8 protein-coding genes are annotated in these 20,042 nt (G+C 67.2%); 2 read left to right on the top strand and 6 right to left on the bottom strand.

The window, feature by feature from the left end; genetic code table 11:
• Positions 1–7 precede the first annotated feature (7 nt).
• Positions 8–1,099, bottom strand: coding sequence for an MAB_1171c family putative transporter (locus tag KV110_RS04585; protein WP_218473711.1), 1,092 nt, complete (start codon positions 1,097–1,099; stop codon positions 8–10).
• A 133-nt stretch (positions 1,100–1,232) separates the two neighbouring features.
• Here KV110_RS04585 and KV110_RS04580 point away from each other — a divergent pair, with 133 nt between their 5' ends.
• Positions 1,233–2,213, top strand: a complete 981-nt coding sequence (locus tag KV110_RS04580) for an ABC transporter substrate-binding protein (RefSeq protein ID WP_246634345.1) — start codon at positions 1,233–1,235, stop codon at positions 2,211–2,213.
• A gap of 24 nt (positions 2,214–2,237) precedes the next feature.
• Entirely contained in the window at positions 2,238–3,617 is a 1,380-nt protein-coding gene (locus tag KV110_RS04575) for a SagB family peptide dehydrogenase (RefSeq protein WP_218473709.1), read from the top strand.
• Between the two features lie 89 nt (positions 3,618–3,706).
• Here KV110_RS04575 and nbtC read toward each other — a convergent pair whose 3' ends face one another.
• From nbtC to KV110_RS04550, 5 genes are all read right to left on the bottom strand, one after another.
• Entirely contained in the window at positions 3,707–8,041 is a 4,335-nt protein-coding gene (nbtC, locus tag KV110_RS04570; protein WP_218473707.1) for a nocobactin polyketide synthase NbtC, read from the bottom strand.
• Positions 8,034–9,356: a beta-ketoacyl [acyl carrier protein] synthase domain-containing protein gene (locus tag KV110_RS04565; RefSeq protein WP_281427741.1), complete on the bottom strand. Its 1,323-nt coding sequence runs from the start codon at positions 9,354–9,356 to the stop codon at positions 8,034–8,036. Before KV110_RS04565 ends, nbtC begins: the two co-directional genes overlap by 8 nt.
• On the bottom strand, positions 9,353–10,099 hold the full coding sequence (locus KV110_RS04560; protein WP_218478168.1) for a thioesterase II family protein: 747 nt from the start codon (positions 10,097–10,099) through the stop codon (positions 9,353–9,355). The genes KV110_RS04565 and KV110_RS04560 overlap by 4 nt, the downstream gene beginning before the upstream one ends.
• 120 nt (positions 10,100–10,219) lie before the next feature.
• Entirely contained in the window at positions 10,220–14,788 is a 4,569-nt protein-coding gene (locus KV110_RS04555) for a non-ribosomal peptide synthetase (protein WP_218473702.1), read from the bottom strand.
• A gap of 102 nt (positions 14,789–14,890) precedes the next feature.
• A complete protein-coding gene (locus KV110_RS04550; RefSeq protein WP_218473700.1) occupies positions 14,891–19,972 on the bottom strand; it encodes a non-ribosomal peptide synthetase in 5,082 nt (1,693 codons plus the stop codon).
• Positions 19,973–20,042 lie beyond the last annotated feature (70 nt).

Raw genomic sequence — 20,042 nt, 5'->3', positions numbered from 1 at the left:
ATCCGGACTAGGAAGCTCGAATGTCCTGCTGGACGCGCGTCCGGGCGGCCGGCCAGACCCGAGCCAAGGCCAGAAGCGTACGAAGCTCCGCGGAGCGATCGGGTGGGCGCGGCACGGCCCAGGCACCTGGCTTCGAGGCCGGGAGCGCACCCCGAACCTTCGCGTGGCCTGCCCGCGCCATCATCTGCGCGTAGCGCTTGGCGCCGTCGCCGAACATCGGGCGGACCCCGGTTTCCTGCATGTACGGCCGCAATTGCAACATCGCGTCCCAGATCTCGACAGTCATCCGGTACCGCCGGTACGCGGAATCATCGCGCGCCGAGTCATCGTGCGGCAGCACGACTTCCGGCACCGCTGCGGTGAGGTCGTGCCACATCGGGCCGAGGCGGCGACAGTGCCGACTCGCGCGATCCCATCCCACGCGTGTGAGCAGCACGTTGACCATCGGGATCGAAATCAGCAGGGTGACAAGGAAGAAGCTGGCGAACGTGACAGTTACCCACACCACGCCCGGTTCGGTCGGCGGCACCCCCGCGACTGTCCGGACGACGGAGATGGCGGAACCCACGGTCCAGTAGATCGAGAGGACGAGCAGGGCGAGGTCCAGCATCATCTCTCTGGTCGTCAGGTCTCCCGTCCGCAAGTCTCGGGCACAGACACGCAGGATCATCAATCCCGAAATTGTCGTGAAGACTCCGGAACCCGCCCACACCGCACTGGACCAATCGAACGGCAGCAGGTAGTTCCTGGCGGGTTCGGCCAGCAGCAGGGTACCGGCCGCGACCGCCGCCAGCGTGTCGTACCGGCTTTGCCTGCGGCGCCCCTGATATCGGGCCTTCCCCTCGAACAACAGTCGCGCGAACCCGTACGCGGCGGCACCCGCCATCAACCCGCAGCACATGAAGAGTTGCCGAGCCAGATTCGGGAAACCTGCTGCCGACACGATGCCGTGCACCAGGAACCCGCAGATCTCCCAACTCCACAGGCGATTGACCACGCGATCCAGATTCGTGTCGCTCACCAGCCACCACCGTCCGGCGGTGACGATCGCCCCGAACGCCGCGATCGCCAGCACAAGGGAACCAGGTACGGAGTTCATCGCTGACGACCCTAACCGCCCTGCCGGGGCGGACCATTGTCGGCGTTAGGTAGGTTAGCCTTGGCTGACTTATGCTGAGTCGGGCTCGACAGAACCGGATCGAGGGCGTTCCTCGACGAAGGAGGATGCAACGATGACAACGGTTCGGACCCGACGTGGCCTGGTGCGCGTGGCAATGGCGGCAATGGCGGGCGCGCTCGCACTCGGCATCGCCGGTTGCGGGGCGAGCACTGACGGCGGCGATTCCGGCGGCGAGGCGATCACCATCACCCACGCCCGCGGCGAGACCACCATCCAGGGCACCCCGAAAAAGGTTGTCACGCTCGGCAATCAGTGGCTCGACACCGCGCTGGCCCTGGACACGGTTCCGGTCGCCTACATCGACAATGCCGCGATCGCGTCCACCTCGGTGCCGCCGTGGCAGCCGGACAAGCTGGGTTCGTCCAAGGCGATCACCAGCAGCGCGACCCTCTCCGAGGAGGTCGCCGCACTGGAGCCCGATCTGATCCTGGCCGACCCGTTCATCGCGGATCAGAAGACCTACGACACCCTGTCTCGCATCGCGCCCACCGTGCCCGGCCTGACCAAGGACATGGTCAGCAAGTGGCAGGACCAGGTCACCACGCTCGGCAAGATCCTCGGCAAGCAGGATGCCGCGAACAAGGTGATCGCGGGTGTCGACAGCAAGATCGCCGGAATCGTCGCGGCCAATCCCGGCCTGAAGGGCAAGACCTTTGCCAGCACCTGGCTCGGCAGCATGTCGCAGTTGATGGTGCTCACCGATCCGAACGACGGCTCGTCCCGCGTCTTCGCGCAACTGGGCATGACCATTCCGCAGAACCTGATGGACCAGCCCTCCGTTCAAGGCCGTCTGGCGCTCTCGACCGAGCGGGTCGACCAACTCACCGCCGATCTGCTGCTGGCAGGCGCTGGTCCCGGCATGGACGAGAAGTACCGCCAGCTCCCGGGATACGCCGATCTGCCCGCGGTGCGGAAGAACACCGTGGTGTTCCTGAACACGCTGGATATCACGGCGGTGAACCAGCCGACCGCGCTGTCGGTGCCGTACATCCTCGACAAGCTGACCCCGGCGCTGGTCGCGGTCGCGAAGTAGCTAGCTAGCAGAGAGTTTTCGGTCGTGCCAACGCTCACCTTCTCGGATCAGACTCGGCTCGCACTGCGCGCCGGGGCCACATGTGTGACCACCCCCGCCGGTGCGATCCTGCTCAATCCGCCGAACAACCAGAAGCTGCCCGGGCTGACCAAGGGACAACTGCTCGCCCTCAAGACCCTCAACCAGCGTTCCGCGACGCTCGCCGAGCTGTCCCAGGCGGCGGGCGAGGACGACGTGACCGATCTGGTGGAGCGGCTCGCCACCGAGGGCTGGTTGGCGGTGACGGTGCGCGACGGCGGACGCGACCTCTACAGCGTGCAGCCGTTCGGGCGGCCGCGCCCCCGGCCGGACAACAGGCCGATCTGGTCGGCGACACTGTCGAAGTTCGCGGTGCTGCATCGCGATTCGGACGGATTCGTCCTGGAGCATCCGCTCTCGTGGTGCGATGTGCGCATCCACGACCCACGGCTGCTGGCGCTGCTCGACGGTCCGGGCGCGGCCGACAGCAACCTGCCGATCGCGGTGAAAACGCAATTCGCCGACGATCTGTTCCGGTGCGGATTCCTCGTCGCTGACACCGACGCCGATGATCACGACTTCACCACCCGCAGTTGGAGCGCACCGGATCTGTGGTTCCACCGGCGCAGCACCCTGGGCGAGCGCATCGTCACGTGGGAACATTTCGGCCCGACCAAGTGGGCGAAGGGACAGTTCCCGCAGCCGCCCGCACGCAAGGCGGCCTATCCGGGCGAGCCGATCGCGCTACCGACGCCGGATCTGAGCGCACTGCGCGAGACCGATCCGACGCTGACCGCCGTGCTCGAGGACCGGATCTCCACTCGCGAGTTCGACGACACCGCCCCGATCACGGTGGCACAACTGGGTGAATTGCTGTACCGCACGGCGCGCATCAGGAGCACTCGCTCCGAGGTGGCGGGCGAGGAACTGGTGTCCAAGCCTTATCCAAGCGGCGGCAGCGTCTACGAACTCGAGCTCTATCCGGTGGTGCGCCATGTCGCCGGGCTCGCGCCGGGCATGTACCACTACGACTCGCACGAGCATGTGCTGCGCCCGGTGGCCGCCGCGGACAGCCCGGCGGTGGCGAAGCTGGTGAAGTCCACTTCGGCGACCTTGTCCGAAGGCGCGCAGCCGCAGGTGCTGCTCGTCATGGGGGCCCGCACGGGCCGCGTCATGTGGACCTATGAGCAGGTCTCCTACGCCGTCGTACTCAAACACGTCGGGGTGCTGATGCAAACGATCTACCTCGCGGCGACCGCCATGGGGCTCGGCGCATGCGCTCAAGGATTCGGCGACACCGAGGCATTCGTCACCGCCACCGGCGTAGACGAACTCGAGGAATGCAGCGTCGGCAGCATCATCATCGGGTCTCCGGCGCCGCGCTGAGCGGCGGTTCGACGGTAGTGCGGTAGGTGATCGGCCTGCGCCACCCGACTGCCATGGGCACCGGGTGGCGCAGGTAACCCGCCGTTGCCTCAGCTGTCCCGGCCGCGTACGGCGACGAAGACTCGCTGATCGAGCATGGCGACCGGGTGGTCGGCCTCGGGCAGCACCAGTTCGGGCGTGAGACCGGCCGCTGCCAGTTCATTCCGCCATTCGTGCTCGGTGAGGAAGATCCGGTCGGTACCCGCGCGCACATCGGTCAAACCGGCGTGCGGCTGATCCTCGCGCGGTGACATCAGGAAGTGCACGGAGGTCAGTTGCTCGCAGTGCGCGTGACAGGTCTCGATGATCACCACCGCGCCGCCGGGATTCAGCAGATCGTGCAGCTGCCCGAGGGTTACCGCGATGTCGTAGGCGTTGTGCAGCACATTCGCGGCGATCACGATGTCGTAGCGCGGCTGATTACCCAGATCCGCGTTCATATCGACGATGCCGTATCGCATCCACGGATAGTGGGCGAACCGTTGTTTCGCGGCGGCGAGGAAGAAGGTGGACACGTCGGTGAAGTGGTACTCCACCGGCAGTCCGGACAGCGCCGCCGTGACATCGTCGGTGGTGCCGCCGATTCCGGCGCCCAGCTCGAGCACCCGCACCGGCGACCGGTCACCGCGCAGTCCGTCGACCAGATCGGCGACCGCCCGGCCCGCGGCGAGATTCAGGTAGCGGCTGCTGATGTTGTCCCGGTAGGCGGCCTCGGCCGTGGCCATATCCCCGTTGGGGAACAGCAGTTCCTGAACCTGCATCGCGCCCTGGGCAAGTTCGGTCAGTTTGTCGTCGGTGGCTTGCAGGAAAGTCGCGAGCGGACGCGAATAGCCGAGGTCGGCACAGACTTCGACCAGACTCCGCCGGGTCGGCGCCGGTACCGGTCGCACATACCGGTAGCCGCGCTCGACATCACCCTCGACACCGCCGTCGGAGGCCAGCGCCTGCAACCACTGCCGCAGCAGCCATCGATGCCGCGGGGCGAATCGCATCCTGGTCGCGATGTCATCCACGCTGCGAATCTCGGTGTCGGACAGGAACGGTTGCAGCGCGGCCAGCATGGCGCGCAATCCGAACAGATCCATGTCACGCCGCGCGGACCGGAATCGGTCGACGTCGAGATCACTCGGAACAGCGTGGCGGGCAGCCTCTTTCGCTCGGTTGATGCGCTCGGCGACACTCGCCGTCACGCCCGAGGGCAGGCTCCGCACCGCCGGGGCCGACCGGGTCGGTGGCGCCGCCTCGGTGACGACCACCTGCGGCGTCGCACCACCGGTCGCGTCCCGGACGATCCTGACCACGTCATCGAGTGCGGCGCCACCGATGAGATCGGCCACCGGCAGCTCGGCGCCGAATTCGCTGTGGACACGTCTGCGCAGTTCCAGCGCCTGGAGGGAGTCCAGGCCAAGGGCGACAAGCGATCTCGTGCTGTCGATGGTGTCGATATCGTCGGCACCGAGGATTTCGGCGAGTAGCCGCACCATGCGGTCGGGCAGATCGACGGCGCGCACCGTGGCGCCGCCGACCACGGGGGCGGGTTCGGCGACCGGGAGTGCGGCGGCAGCCGGTGTTTCCAACCCGGACAGGAGGGGGTTGTACCCGAAGGCGCTGAGCACAGTGCGTCCGCGAGCCCAATCCATGGCGGCGACAACGGCATTGCCGCGAAGACCGCCGAGGCCGAGCGCGATGGCATCCGACGAAGCCATCGGGAGATAGCCCACCTCGGCCAGTTTCACGATGTCGGCGTTACCGCTGCCTTCGAAGACGGCCCACTGGCCCCACTGCACCGATACGCACCGCAGACCATCGGCGAGATGCTGCCGCGCGATGGCGTCGACCATCCGATTCGCGGCGGCGTAAACGACCGTGCCACGTCCACCGAGGGTGGCGGCGAGGGAGGAACACAGGACGATTTCGCAGCCATCGGCTCTGGTCAGCGCATCGAGGATGTTCGTGATGCCGACGACCTTCCCGGACAGGGCCTGTTCGACCTGACCATGGGTGATCTCGGTGAGTTCGAGTTCGCCGATGACCGAATTGTCCGCCGCCGCATGGATGATGAGGTGCGCGGGCGTGTCCCGGAGTCGGTCGGCCAGCTGCGCGACGGACGCCTTGTCACCGATATCGCTGGCAATGACGGTGATCTCGGCCGATCCGAGCGCGCGAAGCTCGCGCAGTCGTCGCGCGACCGCGTCCGATTCCCCCGACCTGCTCACCAGTGTCACGCAGCGCGCACCGTGGCGTACCACGTGCTCGCAGAATTCCAGTCCCAGACTTCCGGTGCCGCCGGTGATGACGACATTTTCCGGCGTCGACGGACCGCTCAGCAGCGCTGTGTGGTCCGCTTCGACGAGTCGCTTGGCGTAAAGGTTGCCTTCGCGCAGAGCGAGTTCGGACTCCTCGGCGGTATGCACCGCGGTGACGATCGAGGAGACGGCCTGCGCGGTCGCCTGGTCCGGCGCGAGATCCAGATGACGGAACGCGACACCCGGGTACTCGGCACTCGCCGAACGGAATCCGGCGCTCGCGGCGGCGTGCACCGGATGCGGCGGCGCGTCCCCGGGGACGACCGCCTCACCACCGACGGTGAGCAGCCAGTACTCGGTCACTCCCGCATCGGGTTTGAACCACCAGCGGCGCGCACCGAGGAACTCCGCGACCTCCGCGACCGCGGCCGAACCGTCCAGATCGGGCATGGCGGGTAGTAGGACCAAGACGGTGTCGACCTCCCGGTCGCCGCTGGCCGCTTCGATATCGAGCCGTCGCCCGCCCAAGCCCTGGGTCGACGCGTAATCGACGAGGGCGGTGGCGAGTTCGGCACTGCGACCGGTGTGGTCGACAATGCCGAGTGCCCGCGGCGCGGTCATCGAACGCCGCGTCAGCCGGACCCAATCCTCAACGAGCAGTTGCGGTTTCGCGGTGGCGCTGGCCGTAGCGACCGGTTCCGGCCTGGCGGCGGCGACCACTCCCGGACGCGCGGCGGTGGACCTGGCGCGCCCGTGGGTGACATCGTGCGGAAGCCACAGCGGCACCTCGTTCATCCGCACATTCGGGAAGTCCGACAGCGGAAGCCGCGCGGGGGCATTGGCGTCGACGCGAAGGCTCTCCCATGGATAGTTCAGATCGTTGACGGCGAGAACCGCGAGATTTCTGGTGAATTCGCTCAGATCGGTCGCCGTCCGGCTCGACGTACCGCGCACCACAGTGCCGCGGTCGGCCGCGTATTCGGCGAGGCTCTCCTCGACGGCCAGCTGCAACGTCGGATGTTCGGCGAGTTCGACGAAGGTGTCGACCTCCCGCGCGACCGCGCCCGCGATGGCCCGGTCGAATCGAACGGGGTTGCGCAGATTCCAGAACCAGTACTCGTCGACCGGGCGGTCGACGGGGATGATGTCGCCGAGAGTCGCACCGACACAGTCGATCTCGGACTCGAGGAACCGGGTGTTGGCCAGCCTGCTGTGCACGGCATCGCGGATAACGTCGCGGAACTCGTTGAGCAGACTGGTATGCGCCGGGTAGCGAACCCGAATCACCCGGGCGAACCGGCCGCGATCGGCGAACACATCCACGACGGCCTGCACGGTGTCCCGGTCGCCGGAGATCCCGACCATCCGCGGCGAGTTCACCACCGACACCTGAGCCCAACCGGACTGACGCGCCAGCAGGTCCTCGCATTCGTCCCGGTCGGCGGCGACGACCGCCATGGCGTACCGATCGGAGGCGATCTTGTCGACCGCCCGCGCCCTGGTGCCGACGACGACGATCGCGTCGGCAAGGGTCATCTTTCCGGCCAGGTAGGCGGCGGCGATCTCGCCTTGGCTGTGTCCGACGGTGACGGCGGCTTCGACGCCGACCGAACGCCACATCGCGCCGAGGCCGACCATCTGCATGAACAGTGCGGGCTGGACGATCGTCGCGTTGTCGTCGGCCACCGCGTCGGCGTCGAGCAGGTAGGACAGCGGGGATGCGCCGAACAGGTCGTGGAAGATCGCGTCGCAGCGATCGACCTCGGCGCGGAAGGCCGCCACCTGGTCGTAAAAGAGTTTGCCCATACCGGGGCGCTGGCTCCCCTGGCCGGGCAGCACGTAAGCGAGCCGACGCGCCGCGGCGGGTTCGGTGGTGCGGACCACCGCGGGATGATCGTGCCCGTCGCGGACCGCCGTTAGCGCCGCGACGAGGTCGTCGCGGCCGGTCACTACCAGCAGGGCGCGGTGCCGACGAGCGACCCGGGTGCGAAACAGCATGTCCGCCACGCGATCCGGGGTAACCGCGGAGCGCGCCTCCAGGTAGGCGAGGATGGCCGCGGCCTCGGCCCGCAATGTCGCGGGGGCATCCGCTGACAGCAGGACCGGAATCGATCCGTCGGGCAGGCGATAGCTAGACATCGTCGTTCTCCTCGCGAACGGGCATCTCGAGAATCGCGTGCGCGTTGGAACCCGCCGCACCGAACGACGACACCGCGCCGTAGCGCATGCCGTTCTTCGGTTCCCACGGCTGAAGTTCCGTGGCCAGCCGCAAACTCGATCGGTCCCAATCCACGCGGGTGGTCGGGTTGTCGGCGAACAGAGTCGCTGGAATCTGGCCATGCCTGCCCGCGAGCAATAGTTTGATCAGACCCAACATTCCGGCGGCCGCTTGTGCGTGACCGGCATTGGATTTCACCGAACCGAGCAGCGGTGCCGAACCCGCGGCACCGTAGGTATTTTGGAGGGCGCGGAGCTCGACCGGATCGCCCGCGCGAGTGGCCGTGCCGTGTCCCTCGATCATGCCGACATCCGCCGGATCGATCCCCGATTTCGCGATGGTCTTGCGGATCAACCGCTCCTGAGCGTCGGTGCGCGGCACCAGGATCGGCTTGCCCTTGCCGTTGTGGTTGTGGTGCGAGGCGAGCAGGCGGCCGTGGATCCGATGACCGAGTCGACGTGCGCGCGACTCGCGTTCGACGATGACGATGCCGGCGCCCTCACCCCACAGCGTGCCGGTGGCGTCATCGGAGTAGGACCGGCAGTGACCGTCGTTCGACAGCGCGTTGTGCTTGGCGAATTCGTAGAAGACCCCCGGCGCGCCCATCACACAGACAGCACCCGCCAGCGCCCATTCGCAGTCTCCGTCGCGCACGGCGGCGGCGGCGAGATGCACTGCGGTCAGGGACGAGGCGCACGCGGCGTCGACGGTCATCGACGGGCCGGTCAACCCGAGACCATGCGACACACGGCCCGCGACACTCAGCAATCCGTAACCGATGACCCGAACGCCGTTGTATTCGTTCACTTCCGCGCCCGGCGGGCCGTACTCCGTCGGAGAACAACCGATGAAACAGCCGGCGTCCTCGCCCGCGAGCGCACCCGGATTCAATCCCGTGTTCTCCAGCGCCCGCCACGCGACGCGCAGCGCGACCCGCTGCTGCGGATCGGTGGCAATGGCCTCGCGCGGGCTGATCCAGAAAAAGGCCGGGTCGAATTCGGCCGCGTTGTCGATGAATCCACCCGCATCACAGACGGTGCCCCAGTCGTCGAGTCTCGATAACGACAGCAGCTCATCGATCGGCCAGCCGCGGTCGCGCGGAAATGGACCGAGCAACTCCTTCGACGCCGCGAGCGCGGACCAGAATGATCCCGGGCTGTCGATTCCGCCCGGCGCCTCGACGGCCATACCGGCAATGACGATGTGGTCGACGCCGTGCGCCGTGGCAGCTGTCACCGCCGCGCATCCTTGGCGAGCAGTTCCGCCATCGCTTCGACGTGGTTGTTCAGATAGAAATGCCCACCCTCGAACATCGTGACCTCGACATCGTCGCCGTGCTGGTGCCATCCGTGCAGATCCGCCATCGAAACGATGGGATCCCGATCGCCGCCGATCGCGTGGATCCTGGTGCCGACCCGCACATTCGCCGGGCACCGGTACGCCTCGGAGGCCTTGTGATCGGCCTTGATGGCGGGCAGCGACATCCGCATGATCTCCCGGCTCGCGAGCACATCGGAATTGATGCCCTCGAGCATGATCAGGTGGTCGAGCAACTCGTCGTCGTCTTCCGGTGTCGGCGTGCGATATTCGGCCCGCGACGGAGCCACCGCCGCCGACACCGTGAGCTGGCGCACGTCGACACCCGCCGCGAGCGCGAGCCGGACGAATTCGAAGGAAACGAGCGCGCCCATGCTGTGCCCGAACGCGATAATCGGCTCGTCGCGGTTGTATTCGGACATACGGAATTCCCCGAATGCGCCGGCGGCGATGTCCTGAAGTGAGGTGAGCGCCGGTTCTTTGGCGCGATCCTGCCGCCCTGGATACTGGAAGATGATGACGTCGTAATGCGCACTGAACGCTTTGGAGAGCGCACGATATGCGGAGGCGCCCGCACCGGCGTGCGGAAAGATCAACAGCGGCAGCCGCCCGGGGGAATCCGGCTTGTGAAACTTCCTTATCCACCCCGGTTTGTGCTGCATAGTGCTACTCACTTTCGAAACTCCCGCCGACAACTAGAGCGGAAGCTGGTCCGCGACTGTGCGATACACGATCCACCGCAGATATCGGCCAAATCTTAGGTAAGGCTACCATAAGCCAGCTCACCGGTGATCCGCTGCCGTCACCAGCACCGCGACGCTGCGATCCCAGAGTCCGGCGAGGTGGTCGATCTCGTCCGCGGTGAACAAGGCATCGCTCCAGCGCCAGCTGGTGACCAACTGCGACCCCTCCGCCGCGGAACGCACCATGGCAACAACATCGAGGGCATAGCGCAGCGGCAGATCAGGTTCCGGAACCATCGCCATGGCCTCGGCGAAGGCCGGATCCGTGAGCACCGACCACGCCGACTCGCCGGGCCCCATCAGGTCGACGCGGCCCAGATAGTTGAATTCGACCTGGGGTTCGGGCGCATCGACCAATTCCGCGACCCCGGCCACCTGCTGCAGCACCCCGAAGTCGAGGCCCTGCTCAGGTATCGACGCAATATGTGCCGCAACGGAATCCAGCAACGCACGACCCACATTCGGATCGTCTTCCGCACGTGCCACATCGAGGGCGGGCATATCGGCGCCGAGCCGGACCGGAAAGACGGTCGTGAACCAGCCGACGGTGCTCGACGTGTCGGCGCCTGCCACCGCATCGGCCCGGCCATGGCTCTCCAGCGCGATGAGCGCGCCCGCGGTGTCATTGATACCGCGCTCACGCTGCCACGACAGCAACGTCAGCGTCAGGGCCGCCAACAGGAACTCTCGGACGCCGTCCGCCTTGGACAACGCGCTCAGAATGCGCGCGGTCGTCGGGACGGGTGTCGGCGACTCGGTGACCCGCAGCGACGCCCAGGTATCGATAGCCGGATCCGGTTTACGCCGACCGATGGCGGGATCCTGGCCGCTCACCTGCGCGGCCCAGTAGTCACGCTGCGCCAACACCTCGGGGTCGGCAGCGCGTTGCCGGATGAGCCGAGACCACGTGCCGTAGGAGGTGAACTCGGCCATTACCTTCGGTGCTATGCCGGAGCGCACCTGTTCCCATGCCTCGGCCAGATCGGCGATCAGAATGCGCCAAGAGACCACGTCCACGGCCAGATGGTGGATCGTCAGGAACAGCGCGTCGCCATCGGGCGCACCGCGGAACCACACCGCTCGGACCATGTTCCCGACGCGCGGATCGATCTCATCGATCGCCGACCGGACCGCGGGTGCCAGCTGCGCGGTGAACCCATCCCCTACCGGGTCGACGTCGATCTGTGACAGCACATCCGTTGCCCGGACGCTGCCGGGCACCCGCAACGCCAGGCGAGAACCGTCCGGGGTATCGACCAGTTGTGCGCGCAGCATGTCATGTCCATCGAGCACCGCTTGCAGCAAGATCTCGAGCTCCGCACGCGAAATGCCCTGGGGCATGGCGAGCAGGACACTCTGCGTGAAACGGCGATAGTTCCCGTGTTCGTAGGTCCACGACACGATCGGCAGCGGCGGCACTTCGGCGTTGCCGTCGTCGGACACCAATGCTGTTTCGGCAACTCCTCGTTCGATCGCACCGGCGAGGTCGCGAACCGTCGGTGCTGCCAACACCATTCGTACCGAGATCGCGAGACCTTGGCGACGTGCCTTGTTCACCAAGGAGATCGCGACGATGCTGTCCATGCCGAAGGCAAAGAAATCGTCGTCGAGGCCGGGCGCGCGGCCGTCGAACACCTCGGTGAGCACGCTCGTGAGCACACGTTCGGTCTCGGTGGTCGGCTCCGTGGGAGCCGACGCGCCCGCGCCGGTGAGCGAGTGCTCGGCGAGCACGCCGAGTTCGCGCACATCGAGTTTGCCGTTGGCGTTCACCGGAAGTCCCGGCAGCACAAGCAGCCGCGCGGGAATCATATACGCGGGCAGGCGATCCGCGAGCGCGGGCCGTAGCGCGGCCGGAACGGCTGGCCGGCCCGGTTCGGATACCACGAAGCCGACCAGAGTCACCGCGTCGCCGCGGCGCACCACGGTCGCCGCCGCGGCGGCGATGCCAGGCAGCGTCCGCATGGCCGTTTCGACCTCACCGATCTCGATGCGATACCCGCGAATCTTCACCTGATCGTCGGCGCGGCCGAGATATTCGAGGTTGCCGCCGGGTAGGCGGCGCACCAGATCACCGGTGCGGTACATCCGCCCGCCTTCGGCGGAAGGGTCGGCGACGAAACGCCCCGCGGTTCCGGCGGCGCGTCCGACATAGCCGCGGGCCACTTGCGGACCGGCGAGATACAACTCACCGACCACCCCGGCCAGGACCGGACGGAGCCGGGAATCCAGCACATACGCCGAGGTTCCCGCCGTCGGCCGACCGATCGTCGGCGTAGCGAGACCAGCGCCGTGCGGTGCGGTGACATCGGCGACGACCGCTTCGACGGTCGTCTCGGTCGGGCCGTAGCAGTTGTGTACCGCGACATCGGTCAAGGCGCGCAGCCGATCCCACAGCTGGGTGTCGATGGCCTCGCCGCCGAGCGCGAGCACGGCGGGCGGGCGGTCGAGCAGTCCGGCGGCCACCAACTGACGAAACATCGACGGCGTCGTGTCGATCATGTCGATGCCGTGCAGGGCCATTCCGTCCACCAGGCGCTGCGCATCGCGCATGGCCGCGTCGTCGAACAGGTGGATCTGATGGCCGTCGAGCAGTCCGACCATCGGCTGCCACGAGGCGTCGAAACTCAGTGACCAGGCATGCGCGATCCGCAGCGGGCGCCCGAGCCGCGCCACCGCGGGCCGGTACACCCGTTCCCGATGGTCGGCGAAGTAGGAGACAAGGGCGGCATGGGAATTGACCACGCCCTTGGGTTCGCCGGTCGAGCCGGAGGTGAAGATGAGGTAGGCGCTGTTCGCCGGATTCCGTGCGACGGCGGGCAACTCGGCGACGGCCCGGTCGGTGCTGCCGGGATCGTCGAGGTTCAGCACGAGCGCCGGGTCGAGATCGGCACCGTAGCCGTCGCAGACCAGCACCAGCTTCGGACGCGCCTGCCGCAGAATGGAATCGATGCGGGCCGCGGGTAGCGCGGTATCGACGGGCACATAGGCGGCGCCCGCCGCGAGGGTCGCCAGGACCGCTACGATCGCGCGTTCATCTCGCGGCAGATAAAGCGCGACAACATCTTCCGGCCCGACACCGCGGGCCAGCAGTGCTCCGGCCAATCCCTGCGCTCGCTCGAACAATTCCAGGTAGGTGAGCGTCGCGGTATCCGTCGTCAGCGCGACCGCGTCCGGGGCGGTCCGCACCTGGCGCTCGAACAGCTCGAAAATCGTTGCCGCTCGGTCCAGGTCGGGCAGTTCGGGAGTGGTTTCGAGCTCGCGTGCCGCCACCATGGCCGTTTCCGGCAGCACGTCCAGGTCGTCGCTGCGCAGATCCGCCGACTCGGGCAGTCGCCGCAGGATGGCCAGCATTGCCGCGCCGATATCGTCCGGCAGGTACGGCACCGATTCCAGGACCGCCTCGACCACGACAGTCAGCTCGTCACCGTGCGCGTACGAGACCACGGTGAGCGGATAGTGCGTCAGGTTCTTGGCCATCAACGGCCGGAAGGTGACCCCGCCGACGGTATCGACCTCGAGGGCGTCCTCCATCGGCGCGTTCTGGAAGACGAACATGGTGTCGAACAGTGAGCTGTGTCCGGCCGCGCGCTGCACCGACGACAGGCTCAGATAACCGGCGTCCCGCATGGCCGCCGATTCCCGTTGCAGGCGAGCACATTCGGCGGCGACCGGCGCCGCCGGATCCACCAGGAAGACCACCGGAATGGTGTTCAGGAACAGGCCGACCATGCGTTCCACGCCGGTGATCTGCTCCGGACGACCGGTGACGATGGTCCCGTAGACGACATCGCGTCGATCGGTGAGCCGGGACAACAGCAACGTCCAGGCGAACTGCACCGCCGAGTTCAGTGTCAACCCATGTCGTCGCGTCCAATCGCGCAGGCGTGCGGTGTCGTCCGCGCCAAGATCGAAGCGGGTGACCTCGGCCTGCGCGGTCGGTGCCGCCACGCTGGCCAGCCCCGTGCCGCCGTCGGCGATCATCAGCGGTCCGCTCAGTCCGGCCAATTGCTCGCCCCACCAACGCAATGCCGCCGACATGTCCCTGGCACCCAGCCAGCCGATGTAGTCCCGGTAAGGCCGCACCGGCGGCAGCGCCGCCGCCGATCCCCCGGCCAGGTACAGGGCGCGCAGCTCACCGAACAGCAGCCCGAGCGACCAGCCGTCCAGCAGAATGTGGTGGATCGTCATGATCAACCGCCGGCGTTCGGTGCCGTCCTCGGCGGGCGGCAGGGTCACCAGCGTGGCGCGCAGCGACGGTCCCCGCCCGAGGTCGAAACGACGTGCCAACTCCTCGGCTTCGACCTGGTCCAGATCCGCCTCCCTGGCGGCGCGTTCGGTCCACGGCAGTTCGACCCGGCCCGGCACGATCTGCACCGGCTTGGGTACGTCGCGATCCCAGAACACCGCGCGCAAATTCGGGTGCCGCCGCAGCAACGTCTCGAGGCAACGACGCAGCAGCGCGGCGTCCAGCGGACCATCGATATCGATGACGAACGGGATCGTGTACACATCCGGTCCGTCACCGGTCAGCTGGGACAGGGAGAACAGACCCTCCTGTAATGGGCTGAGCGCCAGCACATCCTCGATCTCCGCGACGGCCTCACTCATCTTGTTCTCCTGCCTCACTGCTATCTCGCCGCATCATCGACCGCCCCCTGCTTCCCGGGCCACCACAGCGGCGCACTCGAATCCCCTACCGCGTCGTCGCGCTCAACGTTGCGCCGCCCAGGAACTCTGGAGGGCGGCCAGTGCGTCCGCATCCAGCCCGGACGCCGCCATCGGGGCATGCTGTTGCTCGTCCACGGCGTCGTCCGGTGCCTCGGCCGGTGGATTCGCGATGATCTCGTCCACCGCCGCGGCCAGTTCCGCGATCGTGAAGTACTCGAACACCATCTGTGGGCTCAACGGCAGCCCGGCCTCCGCTGCCCGGGCCGCCCACTTGATGGCGATGACGCTGTCACCACCGAGGCCGAAGAAGCCGTCCTCCCGGCCGATCTCGGTGATCTCGAGCAGTTCCGCCAGAATCGCCGCCAAGGTGCGCTCGGTATCGGTCTGCGGCGCAACATATCCGGATTCCACCGCCGCCTCGGCACGACGGACGGCCGAGCGACCGGTATCCCAGCCTTCGGGCAGGACGTCGAGCGCGCCGAAGGATCGATCCGGCTGTTCGGCGAAGGCCTGCAACACCCCCACCAGCACATCGGCGAAGATCTGACCGGTCTCGGCCTCGTACAGTTCCGGATTGACCACCACGCGCGCGACGAGATCACCGTTGGTGTCCACCGAGTAGTCGAGATGGAAATCCATGAACGAGACGTCGTAGTACCCGGCGATACCGCTCAACATGGTCGAACCGTCCGCCGTGAACGGCACCGGCGCCGGACGATGCCGGAAGTGCATCATCACCTGGAACAACGGATTTCGCGACAATGAGCGAGCCGGATTCAGCGTCTCCACCAGACGCTCGAACGGCACGCCCTGATGGCTGATCGCGTCGAGCGCCGCGCTGCGCACGCGCTCGAGCATGGTGCGCGGGGTCGGATCACCGGTCACGTTGTGCCGCATCACCACCACGTTGGCGAACAGACCGACGAGTTCGTCGGTGGTCTGGCCGATCCGGTTGGCCACCGCGGCGCCGATCGCGACATCCTCTATACCGCTGAGAATATTGACGACCGCGGCGCTGACCGCCTGGCACAGCATGAATTCGGTCGCGCCGACCTCGTCTGCCCTGGCACGCAACGCATTCCAGGTCGCGGCGGGCAGCACGCGGGCTGCACTGAGGCCGTTGCGCCCGAGTACCGCCGGGCGCGGATGGTCATGCGCGACCGCGATCTCGTCGGGCAGCCCGTCGAGCGTCTTGCGCCAGTAATCCAGCTGCGCTTGGCCGTAGGCACTGACCTCACGGTTGGCGTCGCGGTCGAATATCTCCCGCTGCCAGATCGCGAAATCGGCGAACTGAATGGGCAATTCGGACCATCCCGGCGCGGTTCCGCGCAGCCGGGCGCGATAGGCGACGGTCAGATCGTCGAGAAAGATCTGACAGGACCGCATATCGGCGATGATGTGGTGCATCAGGATGGACAGCACGTGGGTCTGTGGACCGAGTTCGAGCAGCCGCAGCCGGACCATCGGCTCGGCTGCGAGGTCGAACACGTAATCCCAGTCCGCGGCCAATTCTTCGGCCAGCCTGGCGTCGATATCGTCGGCGGCACTGATATCGGTGAGCGGAACCGGCACCGGCGCGGCCGGAGCCACCAACTGATACGGGGCGCCCTCGTACTCCGGGAAGGAGGTCCGCAGCGACTCGTGCCGAGCGACCACATCATCGATGGCGGTGCGCAGCGCGGCCACGTCGAGCGGTCCGTCGAAGCGGACCGGGTAGCTGACGTTCTCACCATCGATCGAGCCCTCCAGCCGCCGCTGGAGCCAGTAGACGCGCTGGGAGTAGGACAGGGGAATCCGTTCCGGCCGGTCCCGGCGCACCAGTTCCGGTTTCGCCGAACGTGATTCGACGACCGGTGCGGGCTCGACGGTCTCGGAATCGTCGAAGCTGTCGATCTCATCGAGGTCGATCTCGAACTCATCGCGGAAGGCGGCGACCAGATGCGCGGCCAGCGCGGTGACGGTCGGCTTGTCGAACGGCACCCGCATGTCGATATCGATGCCGAATTCGGCACGGATCATGGTGATCAGCCGCGCCGCGAGCAGCGAATGGCCGCCGAGTTCGAAGAACGAATCGTCGGCGCCGATCCGTTCGCGAGTGAACAGGGTGGCGAACAAGCCGGCGATACGGACCTCGGTCGGCGTCCGCGGCTCCCGGTACGCGCGCTCGGCGAACGCGGGCGCGGGCAGTGCTCGCTTGTCCAGTTTGCCGTGCGCGGTGAGCGGCACCGCATCGATCACGGCGAACGCGGAAGGAACCATGTACTCCGGCAGCGTCGCCGCGACGTGCGCGCGAATCCCGGTCAGGTCGACCTCCATGCCCGGCGCGGGGACGATATACGCGGCAAGCACCGGACCCAGCATCTCGTGCTCGGTCACGATCACCACACAGTGTGCGGCCGAGGGATGGTCGGTGACGGTGGCCTCGACCTCACCGAGTTCGATCCGGTGGCCACGCACCTTGACCTGTTCGTCGGCGCGGCCGATGAACTCGATGTCGCCGGCGTCATCGCGACGCGCCAGGTCGCCGGTGCGGTAGAGCCGCCCACCAGGCAGGAACGGATCGGCGACGAAACGTTCCGCGGTCAGGCCGGGCCGGTTCAGATAGCCGCGGGCCAGCTGGCGTCCGCCGAGGTAGATCTCGCCGATGACACCGGAGGGCACCAGCTGCATGGCGTCGTCGAGCAGGTAGAGGTAGACGTTGCGATTCGGCGAGCCGATCGACACGATCCCGGTGCCTTGCGGGCCGTCGATCTCCCGGTGCGCCGAACACACCACCGCCTCGGTGGGGCCGTAGTGGTTGCGCAGCTCGGCGTCGAACTGCGCGGCGAACCGGTCGGCCACCTCGCCGGGCAGCGCCTCGCCACCGACCGGAACGCGGCGCAGGGTGCGCCAGTCGTTCACCTCCGGCAGCACGAGGAACGTGGCCAGCATGGACGGCACCATGTGCAGCACCGTCACGCCGTGGCGCGTAACCAGATCCGCGACGTACGGGATGTCGCGGTAAGCGTTCGGCTTCGGAATCACCACGCGCGCACCGGCGGTCAAGGTGACGAAGATGTCGAGCAGCGATGCGTCGAAACTCACCGAGGTCGACTGCAGCACCCGGTCCTGTGGGGTGAGATCCCACTCCGCGTTGAAGCCCGACAGGTGTTCGGCGATCGCATCATGCGGCACCGGAACGCCTTTCGGCTTACCGGTGGAGCCGGAGGTGTAGATCACGTAGGCGATGTTCGACGGATGCAATGCCATGGTGCGGTCGGCGTCGACCGGGTTGTGGTCCGGAAGTGCCGCCGCTTCCTGTTCGGCCGCGACCACCGCCGCCACATCCAAAGTCAGGGCGGGAGCGGCATCATCGAGCAGGTACTCGGTGCGCTCGCTCGGGTAGGCGGGGTCGATGGGCAGGTAGGCCGCGCCCGCCTTCTGCACGGCCAGGACCGCGATCACGAATTCGACCGAGGTCGCCATGCGTAGCGCGACGAGGTCCTCGGGTCCGACACCCGCCCGGATCAGCCAGTGCGCCAACCGGTTCGCGCGCTCGTTGAGGGCGCGATAGGACAGTTCGACCGCATCGGAGACCAGCGCGATGTGCTCAGGAGTCGCGCCGACCTGCCGCTCGAACATCCCGATCATGGTGGTCGGCTGCTCGTCGACGAGGGCGCCGTGGGAGATCGCGAGCACGTCTTTCCGGCCGGTCTCGCCGAGCAGGTCGAGGTCGCGGATCGGCCCCTCGGGATCGCGGAGTGCGCTGTCGAGCAGCTGCACATAATGGTCGAGCAGTTGTGCGGCGCGCGCAGGTTCGAGTTCGTCGACCTGGTAGGTGGCCTCCACCCTGGCGCCCGCGCCGTCCTGGACAACCATCAGGCCGAGTGGTTCCGCCGCGACTACGCTGCCGAGCGCGAGCTCGCTCGCATCGATTCCGGGTAGGTCGAAGCCATTGGCCTGGCCGCGCACGCTGAAACTGACCTGGACCAGTTGCTCCATCGCATCGCTGCCTGCCACCCGCTCCGGACTGACCGCTTGGATCACCCGATCGACGCCGATGTCCTGATGGGCGAAGGCGGCAAGCACGGTCTCCCGCGTCCGGCCGAGCAGTGTGCTGAAGGCTTCTCGGCCGCGCGGCATCGCGCGGATCAGCAATGCGTTGCCGAAGTATCCGATCAGCGCCTCCGCATCCCTGCCGCGCCGGTTGGTCACCGGCACGGAGACCAGGAAATCCGTTGCGGTGGTGTAGCGGTGGATCAGTGCTTGGAAACCCGCGAGCAGCACCATGTATGGGGTCGCAGACTGCGCTCGGGCGGTGGCGGCCACCAATTCCATCAGCTCCGGCGGCAGCTGACGCACCACCCGGTCGGCGTTCTTGGAGTTCGCTCCGCCCGCGCGCCGACTCGGCAGTTCCAGCCGCTCCGGCAGCGGGGTCAGTGCGGCACGCCAGAACTCGAGGCCGTCGCTGTCCTCGGCCGCGGACCGACTCGGCACCTCGGATCGACCCGGCACCTCGACATCGACATACTGCGCAGTTAGCTGGGGCAGGGTGTTCTCACCACGGTAGGCCGCATTGAGTTCGGTGAAGAACACCGGCCACGAATCGTCGTCCCAGCCGATGTGATGGACCACGAGGATGAGCACATAAGACTGTTCGCCGACCCGGATAAGCGACGGCCGCAACGGCAGATCGGCGGACAGGTCGAAGGGACGGGCGAATTCGCGCCGAGCCAGCACCTCGACCCGCCGGTGCCGGACGGCTTCCGCCAGCTCGGTGAGATCGTGGTGCTGCCAGCTGATCGCGGCATCGTCGCGCGAGACCTGGTACGGCTCGCCGTCGTCGCCGACGTGGTAGGTGGTACGCAGGACCTCGTGCCTGGCGACGACGGTCGCGAACGCGGCCTGCAACCGCTCCGGATCGTCGAGTCCATCGAGCCGGTAGGCCACGCAAACGTTCAGTGTGGTGTCGCCCGGATCCAGCTGCTGGACGAACCACATCCGCCGCTGGGCCGCCGACAGCGCGCTCGGCTCGCCGGTGCGCCTGGCGGGCGCCGCCTGCGCCTGCGGCGATGCCTGCACACCCTGTTCACGCAGACGTCTCTCCAACAACTGCTTGCGGCGCTCGAGGATGTCGTCTGCCATGTCTATCCTTTGAATCGTTTGCGGGGCTTGATGTCCGGACCTGCCGGACGGGCGGTGGTCGAGCGATCAG

This window comes from Nocardia iowensis (assembly GCF_019222765.1).
GTDB classification, from domain to species: Bacteria; Actinomycetota; Actinomycetes; order Mycobacteriales; family Mycobacteriaceae; genus Nocardia; species Nocardia iowensis.
This window is presented reverse-complemented; position numbering and strand designations above follow the sequence as displayed.